Consider the following 18,726-nt stretch of genomic DNA (forward strand, 5'->3'; position numbering starts at 1 on the left):
CCGCGTCTGCTTGCCTCTGTAGAGCCGAAGGCAGCGGCAGGAGCCGCTGCCAACGTCGCTTGCGGCGGCCCGGAGGGTGTCGGCCAGGACGGCCGGCATAGCCATGCTCGGCTGCTGTTCACCGCGTTGCGGCGTCGCCCGGGCATGGGCTCGGGCGCTACAGATTCTGTGGCCGGTTGAGGGGTTTACCCCGCCACCTTGCCCCACACCTTGAACGTGGTCAGCCACAGGCCGAGCATGCTGCCGATGTTGGTCAGCATGAAGGTCAGCACCACGCGGGTAACGCGATTGCGGTACCAGCCCTTCAGGCTCTGCGCGTCGTCGCGCAGCTTCAGGAAGTCCTCGTAGGCTGGCTTGCGCACACGCGCTTCCACCAGTGCCGAGAAGGCGCCGGTCGGGATGCTCAGGCGGAACGGCTTGAACGGGGCCACCGCGATCGCGGTGAGGATGCTCAGCGGGTGACCGCCGGCCAGCAGGCAGCCCAGGCCGGCCAGGCCGCCGGTATACATTGCCCAGGTTGCCAGCAGCTCGGTGCCTACGCCCAGGCCGCCGCGGTAGAAGCCTACGCCGATGCCGGTCGCCACGATCGCCAGGATGCCCAGCGTGAACCACGGGATGTTGCGCTTCTTCGGCACTGCCTCCAGCTCGGCGCGCAGCGGCGCCGGTGCCTCGGTGTCGGTTTCCAGGTGGCGTGCCAGACCCGCCAGGTGGCCGGCTCCGACCACTGCCAGCACTTCGCGCTGGTGTGGGTCGTGTTCTTCGCGCAGGCGGGTGGCCATGTAGCGGTCACGCTCGCCGATGATGGTCTCGTACAGCGCCGGGCTCTCGCTGGCGAACTCACCGAAGCTCGACTCCAGCATGTCGCCCTGCTTGAGCTTCTCGATCTCGTTCTCGCCCACTTCCTCGGACGAGAACAGGCCGGCGCCGAGGCCGGCGACCAGCTTCAGCTTGCCGAAGAACCCCAGCCGTTGCGACGCTCGGCGGAAGGTCAGGCCGACCTCGCGGTCGATCAGGTGCACCGGCAGGTTGCGTTCGCGGGCGAGTTCCACCGCACGCTTCAGCTCGGCACCGGGCTCGATGTCGAGTTGCTCGGCCAGGCGGCGCTGGTAGGCGGACAGGGCCAGGTTGGCGGCGAACAGGGCGACGCGGCCCTTGCGGATCACCTCGACCAGGTCGAGCTTGGCCAGCGTGTCGGGGTCGCTCAGCGCCTGCAGGCGCTGCGGGTCCAGCTCGACGGCAACGGCATCGAAGCGGCCGCTGTCGATGGCTTTTTCAACGGCCTCGACGCTGGCGCGAGAGACGTGGGCAGTGCCCAGCAGGGTGTAGCGCACGCCGTCGCGTTCGACGACGCGCACCGGCTGGCCGGCGAACAGGTCGTCGCCGGTCTCGGGAAGGGTTTCGGTCATGGGTTCATTCATTGGAGGGTGCGGTGTCGGCGCCATCGCCGAGCGCGCGCTGCATCTGCACGGTGTCGAGCCAGCGGCCATGCTTGCGGCCGAGGCCACGGAACACGCCCACCCGCTCGAAGCCGAAGCGTTCGTGCAGCTTGATCGAGGCGGTGTTGGTCGGTTCGCCGATCACCGCCACCATCTGCCGGTAGCCACGCGCGATGCAGGCATCGATCAAGGCCTGTAGCAGGCCGGTGCCGACACCCTTGCCCTGGAACGCGGCATCGACGTAGACCGAGTTCTCCACGGTCCACTGGTAGGCGATGCGGGTGCGATAGGTGTTGGCATAGGCATAGCCGGCCACCTGGCCGTCGATCTCGGCGACCAGGTAGGGGAAGCCACGGTCGATGATGTCGCGCATGCGGCGCAGCATCTCGTTCGCGTCCGGGATGTCGTACTCGTAGGTATTGACGAAGTCGGTCACTTCCACCGCGTAGATCGCAGTGATCGCGGCGATGTCGGCCGGACCGGCATCTCGGATGAGGACGGCCATGCGCGGGCTCCGGCTCAGTCGATGTAGCGCTTGAGCAGGTCGCCGTAGGCATCGATGCGGCGATCACGCAGGAACGGCCAGATGCGGCGCACATGCTCGCTGCGCTGCAGATCGACATCGCACAGCAGCACGGTGGCATCGGTGCCGGCCTCGGCCAGGAACTCGCCCTGCGGGCCGAGCACGTGGCTGTTGCCCCAGAACTGGATGCCCGACGCGCCCAGCGGCGAGGCTTCGTGGCCGACGCGGTTGCAGCTCAGCACCGGCAGGCCGTTGGCCACGGCGTGGCCGCGGTGGCTCAGCACCCAGGCGTCGCGCTGGCGGGTCTTCTCGTCCTGCACGTCGTCCGGGTCCCAGCCGATCGCGGTCGGGTACAGCAGCAGCTCGGCACCGGCCAGCGCCATCAGCCGCGCCGCTTCCGGGTACCACTGGTCCCAGCACACCAGCACGCCCAGGCGGCCCACCGAAGTGTCGATCGGCGTGAAGCCGATGTCGCCCGGGGTGAAGTAGAACTTCTCGTAGAAGCCCGGGTCGTCCGGGATGTGCATCTTGCGGTACTTGCCGAGCAGGGTGCCGTCCTTTTCAAACACCACCGCGGTGTTGTGGTACAGGCCGGCAGCGCGGCGCTCGAACAGCGAGCCGACCAGCACCACGCCATGCTTCTTGGCCAATGCGCCCAGGCGCTCGGTGCTCGGGCCCGGAATGGGTTCGGCCAGGTCGAACTCGTCCACCGATTCGTGCTGGCAGAAGTACGGGCCGTTGTGCAGTTCCTGCAGCAGCACCAGCTTGGCACCCTGCGCAGCCGCCTCGGCCACGCGTGCTTCGATCACCGCCAGGTTGGCGGCGGCATCACCGTGGTTGCGCTCCTGGATCAGGGCGACGGTAAGGGGGCTGCGCGAGTTCATGCGGGGCGTTCCTGCGGGGGAAAACCTGCATGTTAGCGCGGATGGGCGGCGGCGGCGTGTCGCGCGCTGAATGGGTGCGATCGGTAGTGCCGGCCGCTGGCCGGCAATCCCGTGGATCCATCAGGCAGTGCAGGGTTGCCGGCCAGCGGCCGGCACTACCGTCATGCCTTCAACAGCCCTTCCGGCAGCTGCATGGTGATGCAGTGCAGGCTACCGTTCTGCCAGATCAGCGAGCGGCACGGCACCTGCACGATCTCGCGACCCGGGTGCGCCTGGGCCAGCACATCACGGGCCAGGTCGTCGGCCGGATCGCCATAAGCGGGCATCAGCACCGCGCCGTTGACGATCAGGTAGTTGGCGTACGACGCAGCAAGACGGCGGCCTTCGTCGATCACCGGCTGTGCCCACGGCAGCGGGAACAGGCGGTACGGCTTCCCGTCCTTGGTGCGCAGCGCGGCCAGCTCGTTGCCCATCGCCTGCAGTTCGGCGTAGTGCGAGTCGCTCTCGTCGTCGCAGGCCTGGTAGACGATGCTGTCAGGCGAAGCGAAGCGGGCCAGGGTGTCGATGTGGGCGTCGGTGTCGTCGCCTTCCAGGTAGCCGTGGTCCAGCCACAGCACGCGGTCCTGCTGCAGCCAGTCGGCCAGGTCGGCGCTCAGGCTGGCGCGGTCGCGGTCCGGGTGGCGTTCGTGCAGGCACTTCCAGGTGGTCAGCAGGGTGCCTTCGCCGTCGGTCTCGATGCCACCGCCTTCCAGCGCGAACGGAATGCTGCGCACCGGGGCGTCGTTGAACACGCCAGCCTGGTCGAGCACGCCCACCAGCTGGTCATCCAGGGTCGCGTCGAACTTGCCGCCCCAGCCAGTGAAGCGGAAGTCCAGCAGCTGGAAACCGCCGTCGGCGCGGCGCAGGGTGATCGGGCCGGAGTCGCGCAGCCAGGTATCGTCGTAGGCGGCCGTGGTGAAGTGGACCTTGTCCATGTCGATGCGGTTGGAGCGCAGCCGCATTTCGGCATAGGTCTCCACATCGTCGTCGGCCACGCAGATCAGCACCGGCTGGAAGCGGGTGATGGCCGCGACCAGGGCGATGTAGGTCTCTTCCACCTGACCCAGGCGGTCGGCCCAGTCGGTGTCGGCGGTAGGCCAGGCAATCAGGACGCCGCTCTGGGCTTCCCACTCGGCAGGAAAACGAAGGGTCTGGTTCATGGTCTCGCTACACAGGCCCGCCCAGGGCGGGTAAGGGGATCAACGGATCGGCGGTTTCGGGCCGATTTCGTTCGGGTCCGCCTGGTTGGCCACCACGTCGATCACCTTCTGCTTCTCGAAGTAGACGGTGAACTGCGGGTACACCCAGCGGTTGATGGTCGGCCACTGCCGCTTCTGCCCGCCGCGCGGCTGCAGCTGCTCGCTGGGCGCGCCGAACTGCGCCTGCACCTGCTGCATGCTCTGGCCGCGCACGGGCAGGGCACCGGCCGGCTTCTCGCGGGCACGGTCGACAAGCAGGGTGTCGGCCAGTGCCGGTGTGGCGGCGGCCAGGGCGGCCATTACGGCCAGGGCGGACAGGTAACGCTTCATCTCGATCTACTCCCCAGTGGTCAAGAAAGGCGATTACAGCAAAAACGGCAGGAAAAAGCCGCATAAACAAAAAACCGCCCGAAGGCGGTTTCTTGCATCGGGTCGGCCCCGCGTAGGGCCAGCCGCAGCCGGAAGGCTGTGAGGCTTAGCGCTGACGCGCCTTGAAACGCGGGTTCGACTTGCAGATGACGAAGATCTTGCCACGACGACGCACGACCTTGCAGTCACGGTGACGGGCCTTCGCCGACTTCAGGGAGGACAGGACTTTCATGGCATACCTCGGCGTAAACAGTAGTTGTTCGGGTGGAGCGTGGCCGCGATATGCGAAAGACAATCGGCAGTTGACGCTCGTTCAAGCCCGCCATTCTACCGGGCTTTTCCTCGTGGTTTCAAGTGGTTGCACAAAAGATCCCGCTGGGGGCGTCTGGCAGGGGCTAGAATGGCCTCTTCACACGCTCTGGGACCCCCATGAATCCACTCGCTCCCGTCCTGACCATCGACGGCCCATCCGGGGCCGGCAAGGGTACCATCAGCCGCATCATCGCGCGCAGGATGGGCTGGCATTACCTGGATTCGGGCGCGCTGTACCGGGCGGTGGGCGTGGCCGCAAGCTGGGCCGACATCGATACCTCCGACGCCTCGGCGCTGGTGCGCTGCACCTTTGACACCCGCGTTCAGTTTGTCGAGCAGGGCGATGCCATGCGGGTCATGGTCAACGGCACCGATGCCACCGACGAGCTGCGCCTGGAGACCACCGGGGCGCTGGCCTCGGCCATTGCCGCCATCCCGGAGGTCCGGGCCGCCCTGAAGGAGCGCCAGCGCGCATTCAGGGAGCTGCCGGGCCTGGTCGCCGACGGCCGCGACATGGGCACGGTGATCTTTCCGGACGCCCCCTACAAGGTCTTCCTGACCGCCAGTGCCGAGGAGCGCGCCGAGCGCCGGCATAAGCAGTTGAAAGACAAGGGGGTTTCTGTTAACTTTGATGACCTCCTGCGCGAGATCATGGCCCGCGACGCCCGTGATGCTCAGCGTACCGTGGCGCCCCTGAAGCCGGCAGACGATGCTGTCCTCATCGACACCACAGGCATCGGCATCGATGATGTCGTTGCCCGAGTGATGGATCTGCTTCCGGTTCCGGCTGCCTGATCCGTTCGCGCGGGAGCACTGCCAGCCGCATCGGCAGTGGTCGCGCAAAGCAGTGCTGTACCAGCTCCGTCGCGCAATGATGCGTGGCGGTTTTCCTACTACACACGACCTGCGTTTCCGGGGTCGACCAACAGGCGGGCGGTCGCCATTCCCCTGAAGGGGACGCCACCGACCCATGTGTCCAACAGAGTAAATCTAATGACCGAATCATTTGCCGAACTGTTTGAAGCCAGCCAGGCCAACCTGGCCAAGCTGAAGCCGGGCGCCATCGTCAGCGGTACCGTTGTTGAAGTCCGCGGCGACGTCGTGGTGATCAACGCTGGCCTGAAGTCCGAAGGCATCGTGCCGATCGAACAGTTCCGTAACGACGCTGGCGAAATCGACGTCGCCGAAGGCGACATCGTCAAGGTCGCCCTCGACTCGATCGAGAACGGCTTCGGCGAAACCGTCCTGTCGCGCGAGAAGGCCAAGCGCGCGATGGTGTGGGACGAGCTGGAAGAAGCGTTGGAAAAGAACGAAACCATCACCGGCCGCATCAGCGGCAAGGTCAAGGGTGGTTTCACCGTGGACATCAAGGATGTCCGCGCCTTCCTGCCGGGTTCCCTGGTCGATGTGCGCCCGGTGCGCGATCCGGCCTACCTGGAAGGCAAGGAACTCGAGTTCAAGCTCATCAAGCTGGACCGCAAGCGTAACAACGTCGTGGTCTCGCGCCGCGCTGTCGTCGAAAGCGAGCACTCGGAAGAGCGCGAGCAGCTGATGGACAAGCTGCAGGAAGGCGCGATCCTGAAGGGTGTCGTCAAGAACCTGACCGATTACGGCGCGTTCGTGGACCTGGGTGGTATCGACGGCCTGCTGCACATCACCGACATGGCGTGGAAGCGCGTGCGTCACCCGTCCGAAGTCGTGAACGTCGGCGACGAGCTGGACGTCCGCGTGCTGAAGTTCGACCGCGAGCGCAACCGCGTTTCGCTGGGCCTGAAGCAGCTGGGCGAGGATCCGTGGGACAACATCGGCCGTCGTTACCCGGCCAACAGCCGCGTCTTCGGCAAGGTCTCCAACGTCACCGATTACGGTGCGTTCGTTGAGATCGAGCCGGGCGTCGAAGGCCTGGTGCACGTCTCCGAGATGGATTGGACCAACAAGAACGTCAACCCGTCCAAGGTTGTCCAGGTGGGTGATGAAGTCGAAGTGATGGTGCTGGACGTCGATGAAGAGCGTCGCCGCATCTCGCTGGGCATGAAGCAGGTTGCCGCCAATCCGTGGGAAACCTTCGCTGCCACCCACAAGAAGGGTGACAAGGTGTCGGGCCAGATCAAGTCGATCACCGACTTCGGCATCTTCATCGGCCTGGACGGCGGCATCGACGGCCTGGTCCACCTGTCCGACATCAGCTGGAACACCACCGGCGAAGACGTCGTTCGCAACTTCAAGAAGGGCGATACCCTGGACGCCGTCGTCCTGGCCGTCGATCCGGAGCGCGAGCGCATCTCCCTGGGCGTGAAGCAGCTGGAGCAGGATCCGTTCGGCCAGTACATGGCTGCCAATCCGAAGGGCTCCAAGGTCGAAGGCGTGGTGAAGGAAGTCGACGCCAAGGGCGCGATCATCGAACTGGCTGACGGCATCGAAGGTTACGTCTCGGCCCGCGACATCGCCAACGAGCGCGTTGACGACGCCACCCAGCACCTGAAGGTCGGCGACAAGGTCGAAGCCAAGTTCGTGGGCATGGACCGCAAGGGCCGTACCCTGCAGCTGTCGATCAAGGCCAAGGACGACGCTGAAATGCGCGAAGTGCTGGAGGAATACCAGTCCTCTTCGGCTTCCAGCGGCACCACCCAGCTGGGCGCGCTGCTGCGTGCACAGCTGAACGGCAACAAGTCCGAGTAATCGGCCTTAGGCTGTTCGTTGTTTCCTGGACGGCCCGGGCATTGCCCGGGCCGTTTCAGGCTGAGATGCCCCTGATGTGAGCCGGTAATGACCAAATCCGAACTGATCGAAATCCTTGCGCGCCGCCAGGCGCACCTGAAGGCCGATGATGTCGATCTGGCGGTGAAGTCGTTGCTGGAAATGATGGGCGGATCGCTGTCCGCCGGGGATCGCATCGAAATCCGTGGATTTGGCAGCTTCTCGCTGCACTATCGTCCGCCGCGCCTGGGTCGCAACCCGAAGACCGGCGAATCGGTTGCCCTGCCGGGCAAGCATGTCCCCCATTTCAAGCCGGGCAAGGAACTGCGCGAGCGGGTCAGCAGTGTGCTGCCGCTGGACGCCGATCCGGCCTGAGCCTGCCGTCGCGCCACCGCGTGCGAATCCAGCCGCGAGTCGGATAAGCTACGGACTCCTGCCACTGGAGCTGTCGCATGAAGGTTTTTCGTCTGCTGGTCCTGCTGGCGGTACTCATTCTCGGGTTGATCATCGGTGCCATGAACATGGACGAGATGACCATCAACCTTGTTTTCACCCAACTGAAGACCTCGGTCGGCGTGGCAATCATTGCCGCATTGCTGATCGGTGTCATCGTCGGTGCTGGCCTGGTGCTGGTGAGCGTGGTCATTCCGCTCTACGGCCAGCTGCGTCGCGCCAACAAGTCTGCTGTCGCTTCGCCGGCACCGGTTGCTTCCCCCCAATCTTTTGATGGACGTTGATCGAAGATGGATTTCGTCACCGAGTGGTTCTGGTTCTTCCTGTTCGTTCCGCTGGCCGCACTGGCCGGGTGGGTGATCGGGCGGCGTGGTGGCCAACGCCACGGTGACAACCAGGTCAGCCGCCTGTCCAGTACCTATTTCCGTGGCCTGAACTACCTGCTCAACGAGCAGCCGGACAAGGCCATCGAGCTGTTCCTGCACATCGCCGAGCTGGACAAGGAAACCTTCGAGACCCAGGTCGCGCTGGGCCATCTGTTCCGCCGTCGTGGCGAAGTCGACCGCGCCATCCGCCTGCACCAGGGCCTGGTCAATCGCCATGACCTGAGTGACGCACAACGCGTGCAGGCCCTGCTGGCCCTGGGCGAGGACTACATGAAGTCCGGCCTGCTGGACCGTGCCGAGACCGTGTTCACCGAGCTGGCCCAGCTGGATCAGCGCGCACCGCAGGCGCTCAAGCACCTGATCGGCATCTACCAGGCCGAGCGCGATTGGGAAAAGGCCATCGACAACGCCACCCGGTTCGAGGATGTCACCGGCGAGCCGATGGGCAAGCTGATCGGGCAGTTCGAGTGCGAACTGGCCGAGCGATTCCGTGGCGCCGGCAAGCTGGAAGAGGCGAGGGCAGCGATCGCCCGCGCCTACCAGGCCGATGCGATGTCGGTGCGCGCCGGCATCATCGAGGGCCGGTTGGAAACCGACGCGGGCAATCCTGAGGCCGCCGTGCGCGCCTTCGAGCGCGCCGCGCGCAACGATCCCGAATACCTGCCGGAACTGCTGCCGGCGTTGATGCAGAACTATCGCAAGGTGGGCGATCTGGCAGGTGCGCGCGCGTTCCTGTCGGAGATGACCGAGCATTACCGTGGCATTGCCCCGGTGCTGGCGCTGACCCGGCTGATGGAAGAACAGGAGGGCGTGGCCCCGGCGCGTGCCTACCTCGGCCGCCAGCTGAAGGATCGCCCGTCGGTGCGTGGCGAGTCCGCGCTGATCGACCTCACCCTCGCCGAGGGCGCCGATTCCACCGCCACCCTGCATGACCTCAAGCACATCACCGACCAGCTGCTGGTGCGCAACCCGGCCTATCGCTGCACCCGCTGCGGCTTCGGGGCACGTACCCACCACTGGCAGTGCCCGAGCTGCAAGGAGTGGGGAACGGTCAAGCCGCTGCTGAACTACGCGGTGCTCTGATCCATGCCCTGGCTTGTGATGGGCGCGCTGCTGGCGCTCGCCCTGCTGAGCGCGCTGCTGACCTGGGCGGCACGCGGCTATGCATTGCGCCGGCAGTTGATGGACCAGCCCGGCGAACGCCGCAGCCATAGCGTTGCCACCCCGCGCGGTGGCGGCATCGCCATCGTCATCAGCCTGCTGGTGACTGCTGGCGTGGCCATGTGGGCCTGGCCCGAAGCGACTCCCAGCTTGCTGGTGGCCAGCCTTGGGCTGGTGCTGGTGGCCGGCATCGGCTGGTGGGACGACCACAAGCCCCTGCCGGCGATGCGTCGCCTGCTGGTGCACTTCGTCGCTGCGGCGCTGCTGGCCGGCCTGGTCAAGGTGAACGGCGGAAGCTGGCTGTTGGCGGCGCTGGTGCTGCTGTTCACCGCCTCACTGATCAACATCTGGAATTTCATGGACGGCATCAACGGCATTGCCGCCAGCCAGGCCGTCGTAGCGATGCTGGGGCTGGCGCCGGTGCTGCCGTGGCCGTACTCGCTGGCTGCCGTGGCGCTGGGCCTGGCCTGCCTGGGATTCCTGCCGTTCAACTTCCCGCGGGCCCGGATCTTCATGGGCGATGTCGGAAGCGGCGCGTTGGGGTATGCGGTCGCAGCGGTGCTGGCGCTCGCCAGCGTGCGTACCGATATCAACTGGATCCTGCTGCTGGTCCCGGTTTCGCCGTTCCTCGTGGACGCAGGCTTCACACTGCTGGCGCGCATCATTTCGGGACAACGCTGGATGGAACCCCATACCCAGCACGTCTACCAGCGCGCGGTGCAGGCAGGAGCCAGTCACCCCCAGGTGACAGGGATGTACTTTGCTTTGGGCCTGTTCAGTATTACAGTGTTCAATGTCTGCTCCAATCTGCAGCCGAGGTGGGAGGCTGCCGTGGCGATCGCGTGGTTCACCGCGCTGAGCGTCCTCTGGCTCCTCCTGCGCAATGGAATGCGCTACCGACAAGGAAATACCTGACTTATGGCTTCACCCTGGCGGGACAGAATCCTCGGCCTGATGCCGCGTTCGGCCATCGTCTGCCACGACCTCTTCATGGTCTGGGCATGCTGGCAGTTGCTCCATGCAGGGCGTTACTCGATCCTGCCCAACGCTCCGGCGTTGCCCCTGTGGAACGTCGATACCACCCTGGTCCTGCTGCTGCAGGGCCTGGTGTTCTGGCGCGTGGGCCTGTATCGCGGGCTGTGGCGGTTCGCCAGCGTCAGCGACCTGCTGAACATCTTCAAGGCCAGCTTCATCGGCATGGTCGCCATCGTCCTGGTGCTGATGTGGAAGCGCTTCGACGGCGTGCCGATGTCGGTGCTGGTGATCTACCCGTTCGCGCTGTCGGCCCTGTTGGGCGCACCGCGCCTGCTGTACCGGGCCTGGAAGGACTACCAGGCACTGCAGTCCGATTCCAGCGCCCGCCGCGTGCTGATCCTCGGCGCCGGCCAGGCGGCGGAAACACTGGTGCGCGACCTGCGTCGTTCCGGCAACTTCGAGCCGGTCGGCCTGCTCGACGATGCACCGCACCTGCGGGGTGCCAAGCTGCAGGGCCTGCCGATCCTCGGCACCCTGGATGACGCCCCGACGGTGGTCCGCGAGACCGCTGCCAAGCTGCTGGTCATTGCCATGCCGTCGCTGGATGCCGCAGGCATGCAGCGCGTTGTCGCGATCTGCGAAAGCACCGGCGTTCCGTTCCGTACCGTGCCCAAGCTCAGCGACATCTTGCAGGGCCAGTCGCTGCCAGGCCAGCTGAAGGAAGTGGCGATCGAAGACCTGCTGGGCCGCAAGCCGATCATGCCGGACTGGAACCTGATCCGTGGCTGGTTGGGTGGGCGCACCGTGATGGTTACCGGCGCCGGTGGTTCGATCGGCTCGGAGCTGTGCCGCCAGTGCGCGCGGCACGGTGCCGGTCGCATCATCCTGCTGGAGATCAGTGAACTGCTGTTGCTGACCATCGAAGGCGAGCTGCGGCGCAGCTTCCCCGATGTCGAGATCGAGGCGGTGTTGGGCGACTGTGGCGACCCGGCCGTGATCCGCCACGCGCTGTCGCTGCACCCGGTCGATACCGCCTTCCATGCCGCCGCCTACAAGCATGTGCCGGTGCTGGAGCGCCAGCTGCGCGAAGCGGTGCGCAACAACATCCTGGCGACCGAGAACGTCGCCCGCGCGTGCCTGGAAGCCCGCGTGGAGCATTTCGTGTTCATTTCCACGGACAAGGCGGTCGATCCGGTCAATGCGCTGGGTGCGAGCAAGCGCTACGCCGAGATGATCTGCCAGAGCCTGGACCAGAAGTCCACGCACACCCGTTTCGTCACGGTGCGCTTCGGCAACGTGCTGGCGTCGGCCGGCAGCGTGGTGCCGCTGTTCCGCGAGCAGATCCTGCGCGGTGGTCCGGTCACGGTCACGGACCCGGAAGTCAGCCGTTACTTCATGACCATCCCCGAGGCCTGCCAGCTGATCCTGCAGGCGGCCGCGTCGGCGTCGCATGGTGCGATCTACACTCTGGACATGGGCGAGCCGGTGCCGATCCGCGTGCTGGCCGAACAGATGATCCGCCTGACCGGCAAGCAGCCGTACAAGGACATCCAGATCATCTATACCGGCCTGCGCCCGGGCGAGAAGCTGCACGAGACCCTGTTCTATTCGGACGAAGACTACCGTTCGACCGCGCACCCGAAGATTCTCGAGGCCGGCGTGCGTACGTTCTCGCGCGACCTGGTGCTGGGCAATGTTCCGCGCCTGCGTGAGGCGATTGCCAGCTACGACACTGCCAGCATCCAGGAAATCCTGTTTGCGACGATGCCGGAATTCTCGCCAATCGAACAGGATGCTTACATTTCATCCGCTAAAGTCGTGCCCTTTCCGGCACGTGAGGCGAACAGGCACCAATGAGCAAGCGAATTCGCAAGGCAGTTTTCCCGGTGGCAGGACTGGGAACGCGTTTTTTGCCAGCAACCAAGACTGTGCCGAAGGAGATGCTGCCGATCATTGATCGGCCGCTGATCCAGTACGCCGTGGATGAAGCCATCGAAGCCGGCTGCGACACGCTGGTGTTCATCACCAACCGCTACAAGCACGCCGTCGCCGATTATTTCGACAAGGCCTACGAGCTGGAGCAGAAGCTCGAGCGCGCCGGCAAGCAGGAGCAGCTGGAGCTGATCCGGCATGTGCTGCCCAATGGCGTGCGCGCGATCTTCGTGACCCAGGCCGAGGCGCTGGGCCTGGGGCACGCAGTGCTGTGTGCCAAGGCTGTGATCGGTGACGAGCCGTTCGCGGTGCTGCTGCCCGACGATCTGATCTGGAACCGCGGTGCCGGTGCGCTGAAGCAGATGGCCAACCTCAATGAGGCCAGCGGTGCCAGCGTGATCGCGGTCGAAGACGTGCCGCACGAAAAGACCGCCAGCTACGGCATCGTCGCCACTGAGGCGTTCGATGGCCGCAAGGGCCGCATTTCGCAGATCGTCGAGAAGCCGAAGCCGGAGGACGCGCCGAGCGACCTGGCGGTGGTCGGTCGCTACGTGCTGAGCCCGAAGATATTCGAACTGCTGGAACAGACCCAGACCGGTGCCGGCGGCGAGATCCAGCTGACCGATGCGATTGCCGAGCTGTTGAAGACCGAAGAAGTCGATGCCTATCGTTTCGAGGGCACCCGCTTCGACTGCGGTACGCACCTGGGGCTGGTGGAGGCGACGATCCGCTTCGCGCTGGACAACCCGAAGCTGGCCGGCCCGGCGCGGGAGAAGCTGGCGGCGATGCTGGCGGAATAAGGGGTTTATCAAGCGCTCCGTCAGCGCTTTGATTGATACGTGATGGGCGGGACGGGTGGGCCGTTGCAGGACACGCCGTAAACCCGTCCATGGGGGCTCGATGGCGCCATCCATGGCGCCAACGGTCCTGCGACGGCCCACCCGTCCCGCCTGTTAGGTTTCCTGCGGGCGCGGACGGGAAGGGCGGAATCAAGGGCAGAAGCAAAAGCAAAAAAGGCAGCCAATGGCTGCCTTTTTTCGTGGGTTGGGGGCAGATCCCTTTGCGCAGCAAAGGGCTCTGACCCCGGCCTTTGACCCTGCCTTTGCTCAACCTTCCGCCGCGGGGGGGGCTGGAAGGGCCGGGTTGGCGGGGCTGCCCGGGACCGTTGGCGCCATGGATGGCGCCATCGAGCCCCCATGGATGGGTTCACGGCGTGTCCCAGGCAGCCGTGCCAACCCGGCCCACGCCATGAAGCCCAACGAGGCAACGCTTTGAACCTTACAGCGCCTCGAAAATACCCGCTGCGCCCATGCCGGTGCCGATGCACATCGTCACCATGCCGTACTTCTGCTGGCGACGACGCAGGCCGTGCAGCAGGGTCGCGGTGCGGATCGCGCCGGTCGCGCCCAGCGGGTGGCCCAGGGCGATCGCGCCGCCCAGCGGGTTGACCTTGGCCGGGTCCAGGCCGCAGTCGCGGATCACCGCCAGCGACTGCGCGGCGAAGGCTTCGTTGAGCTCGATCCAGTCCAGCTGGTCCTGGGTCAGGCCGGCCTGCTTCAGTGCCTTCGGGATCGCGGCGATCGGGCCGATGCCCATCACTTCCGGGCGCACGCCGGCCACCGAGAAGCTGACGAAACGGGCCAGCGGGGTCAGGCCGTAGTCCTTGATCGCCTGCTCCGAGGCCAGCAGAACGGCACCGGCGCCGTCGCTCATCTGCGAGGAGTTGCCAGCGGTGACGGTGCCGCCGAACTGGCCGTTGCGGAACACCGGGCGCAGCTTGGCCAGGCCTTCAGCGGAGGAGTCCGGGCGCGGGCCTTCGTCGGTGTCGGCGATCTTGTTGCGGGTGATGATGCGCTGGCCATCGGCCAGGTCCGGCAGGTGCGAGACGATCTCGTACGGGCTGATCTCGTCCTTGAACTCGCCGTTCTGGATCGCGGCCATGGCCTTCTGGTGCGAGGCCAGGGCGAAGGCATCCTGGTCTTCGCGCGAGACCTTCCACTCTTCGGCGACCTTTTCGGCGGTGATGCCCATGCCGTAGGCGATGGCGACGTGGTCGTTGTCGAACACGCTCGGTGCCATCGCGATCTTGTTGCCCATCATCGGCACCATCGACATCGACTCGGTACCGCCGGCCAGCATCAGGTCGGCGTTGCCCAGGCGGATCGCATCGGCGGCCTGCGCTACGGCCTGCAGGCCGGAGGAGCAGAAGCGGTTCACGGTCTGCGCGGCGATGGTGTTCGGCAGGCCGGCCAGCAGCACGCCGATGCGCGCCACGTTCATGCCCTGCTCGGCTTCCGGCATGGCGCAGCCGATGATGGCGTCATCGATGCGGTTGACGTCCACACCCGGGGCCTGGGCGACGACGCTGCGCAGCACGTGCGCAAGCATGTCGTCGGGGCGGGTGTTGCGGAACATGCCCTTGGGCGCCTTGCCAACCGGGGTACGGGTGGCGGCGACGATGTAGGCGTCCTGGATTTGCTTGGTCATTGCAATGATCTCTTGAATAGGGGTTGGAAGAGGTTGCCGGCCAGCGGCCGGCACTACCGATGTCTTCCGTCAGTTCCGCAGCGGCTTGCCGGTCTTGAGCATGTGCGCGATGCGGGCCTGGGTCTTTTCCTGCTGGGCCAGTTCGACGAAGTGCTTGCGCTCCAGGGTCAGCAGCCACTCTTCGTCGACCAGGGTGCCGCGGTCGACCTTGCCACCGCACAGCACGGTGGCAATGCGCTCGGCGATCTCGTAGTCGTACGGGCTGATGAAGCGGCCTTCCAGCATGTTGACCAGCATCATCTTGAAGGTGGCGATGCCCACGTCACCGGCGACCTGGATGCGGCGTGCCGGCAGCGGCGGACGGTAGCCCGCTTCGGCCAGGGCGCGTGCTTCGGCCTTGGCGATGTGCAGCGCCTCGTAGCTGTTGAACACCACCTTGTCGGTGCTGCGCAGCAGGCCCAGCTCCTTGGCATTGACCGCCGAGTTGGACACCTTGGCCATCGCCACGGTCTCGAAGGTCTTCTTCAGTTCGGCGAACACATCACCGCCCGGACCGGCGGCCTGCGAGGCGCGCACGGCCAGCTCCTTCAGGCCGCCACCGGCCGGCAGCAGGCCGACGCCGGCCTCGACCAGGCCGATGTAGCTTTCCAGGAACGCCACGGTCTTGGCGCTGTGCATCTGGAATTCGCAGCCGCCACCCAGCGCCAGGCCACGCACGGCGGCCACCACCGGCACCAGCGAGTACTTGATGCGCTGGCTGGTGCGCTGGAAGTTGGCCACCATTTCCTCGAACTGGTCGACCTTGCCGGCCTGCAGCAGGCCCAGCGCGCCGGCCAGGTCGGCACCGGCGGAGAAGGGTTCCTTCTGCTGCCAGATCACCAGGCCCTGGAAGTCCTTCTCGGCGCGGCTGACGCATTCCTGCAGGCCATCCAGCACCTGGTCGGACACGGTGTTCATCTTGGTCTTGAAGCTGACCACGGCGATGCCATCACCGTCGTGCCACATGCGCAGGCCGTCGTTCTCGAACACGGTCTCGCCCGGCGCGAACGTCTCGCCCAGCAGCGGATCCGGGAAGCGCTGGCGCTGGTACACCGGCAGCGACGAACGCGGCAGCTTGGCGTTGCGCGACGGGCTGTAGCTGCCTTCGGCGGCGTGCACACCGTCGCGGCCATCGAACACCCAATCCGGCAGCGGGGCGCTGCTCATGCTCTTGCCGGCCACGATGTCATCGGCGATCCACTGCGCCACCTGCTTCCAGCCGGCAGCCTGCCAGGTCTCGAACGGGCCCAGCGACCAGCCGTAACCCCAGCGGATCGCCAGGTCGACGTCGCGTGCGGTCTCGGCGATATCGGCCAGGTGGTAGGCGCTGTAGTGGAACAGGTCGCGGAAGGTCGCCCACAGGAACTGTGCCTGCGGGTGCTGGCTCTCGCGCAGCTTGGCGAACTTCTCGGCCGGGTTCTTGATCTTCAGGATCTCGACCACTTCCGGGGCGGCGGTGCGGTCGGCCGGGCGGTAGTCCTGCTTCTCCAGGTCCAGGACGACGATGTCCTTGCCGACCTTGCGGAAGATGCCGGCGCCGGTCTTCTGGCCCAGCGCGCCCTTGGCAATCAGCGCGTCCAGCCACTTCGGCGACTTGAAGAATTCATGCCACGGGTCATTCGGCAGGGTATCGCCCATGGTCTTGATGACGTGGGCCATGGTGTCCAGGCCGACCACGTCGGAGGTGCGGTAGGTGGCCGACTTCGGGCGGCCGACCAGCGGGCCGGTCAGGCCGTCCACTTCATCGAAGCCCAGGCCGAACTGCTGGGTGTGGTGGATGGTGGACAGGATCGAGAACACGCCGATGCGGTTGCCGATGAAGTTCGGGGTGTCCTTGGCATACACCACGCCCTTGCCCAGGGTGGTGACCAGGAATGCTTCCAGGCCTTCCAGCACGGCGGCGTCGGTGGTGGTGGCCGGGATCAGCTCGGCCAGGTGCATGTAGCGCGGCGGGTTGAAGAAGTGCACGCCGCAGAAGCGGTGGCGCAGCTGCTCGGGCAGCACGTCGGCCAGCTTGTTGATGCCCAGGCCCGAGGTGTTGGAGGCCAGCACCGCGTGGTCGGCCACGAACGGGGCGATCTTCTTGTACAGGTCCTGCTTCCAGTCCATGCGCTCGGCGATGGCCTCGATGATCAGGTCGCAGTCCTTCAGCTGCTCCAGGCCGGACTCGTAGTTGGCCGGGGTGATGGCTTCGGCCAGCGACTTGCTGGCCAGCGGCGCGGGGCTCAGCTTGCCCAGATTGGCGATCGCCTTCAGCACGATGCCGTCGGCCGGACCTTCCTTCGCAGGCAGGTCGAACAGCACGGTGTCGACGCCGGCGTTGGTGAGGTGGGCGGCGATCTGGGCACCCATGACGCCGGCACCCAGCACGGCGGCGCGGCGGACTAGCAGGGAATTGGACATGGTGTAGGGCCTTTGTTGGTCAGCAGTTACTGGGTGGAATCAAACGGAAGCGGGCAGGGCGCTGGCGCGTGCGGCGGCGCGGAACCCGGCTTCGGCGAAATGGATCAGTTCGTGGGCGGCATGGGCACGATGCGCCGCTTCGGTGACACCGGCGGGACGCTTGATCAGCCCGAAGTCGGCCATCGCATAGGTGAGCGAGCCGGCCAGGAAGTCGAGGCGCCAGTACAGCTCCTCCTTGCTCAGGTCCGGCACGCATTCGCCGATGGCCTTGCCGAACGCACGCAGCACGTGGCCGTAGTGGTCGGACAGGAACTTGCGCAGGTTGTCGTTCTTCTCGGCGTAGGCGCGGGCGATCACGCGCACGAAGGCGCCGCCGTTCTGGCGGTCCTGGGCCAGCGCCAGGGCCGGCTCGACGAAGGCGGCCAGCACCGGACGCAGTTCGCCAGGGTGCTCGGCGCGTGCGCGTTCGAGCTGCGACAGGCGGGCGCCGGTCATTTCGTCCATGCGGCGGCGGAACACCTCGTTGACCAGGTTTTCCTTGGAGCCGAAGTGGTAGTTGACCGCTGCGATGTTGACGTCGGCCTGGCTGGTCACCTGGCGCAGCGAGGTACCGGCGAAGCCGTGCTGTGCGAACAGCTCCTCGGCCGCGCCGAGGATCCGGTCCTTGGTCGAGAAGTGGGCGGGTTTGGCCATCGGCGGGCAGACCTTAATCAAACGATTGTTTGATACTAGGACCAGACGGTAGCGTATGGCATTTTGCAGTGCAGCAAAAATGGCTCGGACGGTCAGAATCCGCTCAGCTGGGTGAATGGGGTGCTGCCGGCCGCTGGCCGGCAGCCCGAGGTTGAATGGTGGCCGATGCCGGCCAGCGGCCGGCACTACCATGGCGCCGCTTTATCTTTTACAATTCGCCTACGTTTATCAGGCTAAGCCCGCGTCCCGACGCGGGTTTTTTTCATGTTACCCTTCGGGCCATCAGCGGCCCGATTCCATTGGAGACATCCCATGGCGCTGGAGCGCACCCTTTCGATCATCAAGCCGGACGCCGTTGCCAAGAACGTCATCGGCGAAATCTACGCCCGCTTCGAGAAGGCCGGCCTGAAGGTCGTGGCCGCCAAGTACAAGCAGCTGTCGCGCCGTGAAGCCGAAGGCTTCTACGCCGTGCACCGCGAGCGTCCGTTCTTCAACGCGCTGGTCGAGTTCATGATCTCCGGCCCGGTGATGATCCAGGCCCTGGAAGGCGAGAACGCCGTCCTGGCCCACCGCGATCTGCTGGGCGCCACCAACCCGAAGGAAGCCGCGCCGGGCACCATCCGCGCCGACTTCGCCGAATCCATCGATGCCAACGCCGCCCACGGCTCGGACTCGGTCGAGAATGCCGCGATTGAAATCGCCTACTTCTTCGCCGCCACCGAAGTCGTCTCGCGCTGA

At 65.8% G+C, this 18,726-nt stretch carries 18 protein-coding genes; 9 read left to right on the plus strand and 9 right to left on the minus strand.

Annotation, left to right across the window (positions count from 1 at the left end):
* Positions 1-185: 185 nt before the first annotated feature.
* From ACMGRF_RS06505 to ykgO, 6 genes are all read right to left on the minus strand, one after another.
* Positions 186-1,406, minus strand: coding sequence for a TraB/GumN family protein (locus ACMGRF_RS06505; RefSeq protein WP_088496762.1), 1,221 nt, complete (start codon positions 1,404-1,406; stop codon positions 186-188).
* 4 nt (positions 1,407-1,410) lie between these two features.
* Entirely contained in the window at positions 1,411-1,941 is a 531-nt protein-coding gene (locus ACMGRF_RS06510) for a GNAT family N-acetyltransferase (protein ID WP_049411472.1), read from the minus strand.
* A gap of 14 nt (positions 1,942-1,955) precedes the next feature.
* Positions 1,956-2,843 carry a carbon-nitrogen hydrolase gene (locus ACMGRF_RS06515; RefSeq protein ID WP_049442792.1) on the minus strand — a complete coding sequence of 296 codons (888 nt, stop codon included), beginning with the start codon at positions 2,841-2,843 and terminating at the stop codon, positions 1,956-1,958.
* A gap of 161 nt (positions 2,844-3,004) precedes the next feature.
* Positions 3,005-4,042 (minus strand): agmatine/peptidylarginine deiminase, encoded by a 1,038-nt coding sequence (locus ACMGRF_RS06520; protein ID WP_111097203.1) that lies wholly within the window; start codon positions 4,040-4,042, stop codon positions 3,005-3,007.
* A gap of 39 nt (positions 4,043-4,081) precedes the next feature.
* A complete protein-coding gene (locus ACMGRF_RS06525; protein ID WP_373695432.1) occupies positions 4,082-4,381 on the minus strand; it encodes a hypothetical protein in 300 nt (99 codons plus the stop codon).
* Between the two features lie 175 nt (positions 4,382-4,556).
* Positions 4,557-4,682, minus strand: coding sequence for a type B 50S ribosomal protein L36 (gene ykgO / locus ACMGRF_RS06530; RefSeq protein ID WP_005409283.1), 126 nt, complete (start codon positions 4,680-4,682; stop codon positions 4,557-4,559).
* 197 nt (positions 4,683-4,879) lie between these two features.
* Between ykgO and cmk the strand changes: the two genes are divergently transcribed.
* From cmk to galU, 8 genes are all read left to right on the plus strand, one after another.
* Entirely contained in the window at positions 4,880-5,557 is a 678-nt protein-coding gene (gene cmk / locus ACMGRF_RS06535) for a (d)CMP kinase (RefSeq protein WP_100477954.1), read from the plus strand.
* Between the two features lie 198 nt (positions 5,558-5,755).
* Positions 5,756-7,441: a 30S ribosomal protein S1 gene (gene rpsA / locus ACMGRF_RS06540; protein WP_005416230.1), complete on the plus strand. Its 1,686-nt coding sequence runs from the start codon at positions 5,756-5,758 to the stop codon at positions 7,439-7,441.
* An 87-nt stretch (positions 7,442-7,528) separates the two neighbouring features.
* Complete coding sequence (locus tag ACMGRF_RS06545) at positions 7,529-7,834, plus strand: integration host factor subunit beta (RefSeq protein WP_005409286.1); 306 nt, start codon at positions 7,529-7,531, stop codon at positions 7,832-7,834.
* A gap of 77 nt (positions 7,835-7,911) precedes the next feature.
* Positions 7,912-8,196, plus strand: a complete 285-nt coding sequence (locus ACMGRF_RS06550) for a LapA family protein (protein ID WP_049411484.1) — start codon at positions 7,912-7,914, stop codon at positions 8,194-8,196.
* Positions 8,197-8,202: 6 nt separating this feature from the next.
* A complete protein-coding gene (gene lapB, locus ACMGRF_RS06555; protein WP_019661300.1) occupies positions 8,203-9,381 on the plus strand; it encodes a lipopolysaccharide assembly protein LapB in 1,179 nt (392 codons plus the stop codon).
* A 3-nt stretch (positions 9,382-9,384) separates the two neighbouring features.
* Positions 9,385-10,374 carry an MraY family glycosyltransferase gene (locus tag ACMGRF_RS06560; RefSeq protein WP_414485718.1) on the plus strand — a complete coding sequence of 330 codons (990 nt, stop codon included), beginning with the start codon at positions 9,385-9,387 and terminating at the stop codon, positions 10,372-10,374.
* A gap of 3 nt (positions 10,375-10,377) precedes the next feature.
* Positions 10,378-12,291 (plus strand): polysaccharide biosynthesis protein, encoded by a 1,914-nt coding sequence (locus ACMGRF_RS06565; protein ID WP_032954120.1) that lies wholly within the window; start codon positions 10,378-10,380, stop codon positions 12,289-12,291.
* Positions 12,288-13,166, plus strand: a complete 879-nt coding sequence (gene galU / locus ACMGRF_RS06570) for a UTP--glucose-1-phosphate uridylyltransferase GalU (protein WP_414485719.1) — start codon at positions 12,288-12,290, stop codon at positions 13,164-13,166. The genes ACMGRF_RS06565 and galU overlap by 4 nt, the downstream gene beginning before the upstream one ends.
* Before the next feature lie 478 nt (positions 13,167-13,644).
* Here the strand turns inward: galU and ACMGRF_RS06575 are convergent, their stop codons facing one another.
* The 3 genes from ACMGRF_RS06575 to ACMGRF_RS06585 form a co-directional block, all read right to left on the minus strand.
* Positions 13,645-14,853, minus strand: coding sequence for an acetyl-CoA C-acyltransferase (locus tag ACMGRF_RS06575; protein ID WP_019661304.1), 1,209 nt, complete (start codon positions 14,851-14,853; stop codon positions 13,645-13,647).
* A 69-nt stretch (positions 14,854-14,922) separates the two neighbouring features.
* Positions 14,923-17,295, minus strand: a complete 2,373-nt coding sequence (locus ACMGRF_RS06580) for a 3-hydroxyacyl-CoA dehydrogenase/enoyl-CoA hydratase family protein (protein WP_049412997.1) — start codon at positions 17,293-17,295, stop codon at positions 14,923-14,925.
* A 39-nt stretch (positions 17,296-17,334) separates the two neighbouring features.
* Complete coding sequence (locus tag ACMGRF_RS06585) at positions 17,335-17,988, minus strand: TetR/AcrR family transcriptional regulator (RefSeq protein ID WP_005416238.1); 654 nt, start codon at positions 17,986-17,988, stop codon at positions 17,335-17,337.
* Positions 17,989-18,300: 312 nt separating this feature from the next.
* Here ACMGRF_RS06585 and ndk point away from each other — a divergent pair, with 312 nt between their 5' ends.
* The gene (gene ndk, locus ACMGRF_RS06590; protein WP_005409295.1) at positions 18,301-18,726 is read left to right on the plus strand and encodes a nucleoside-diphosphate kinase; all 426 of its coding nucleotides are present in this window, start codon (positions 18,301-18,303) and stop codon (positions 18,724-18,726) included.

Origin of the sequence: Stenotrophomonas sp. EMP41, from assembly GCF_047495535.1 — a bacterium.
GTDB classification, from domain to species: Bacteria; Pseudomonadota; Gammaproteobacteria; order Xanthomonadales; family Xanthomonadaceae; genus Stenotrophomonas; species Stenotrophomonas sepilia.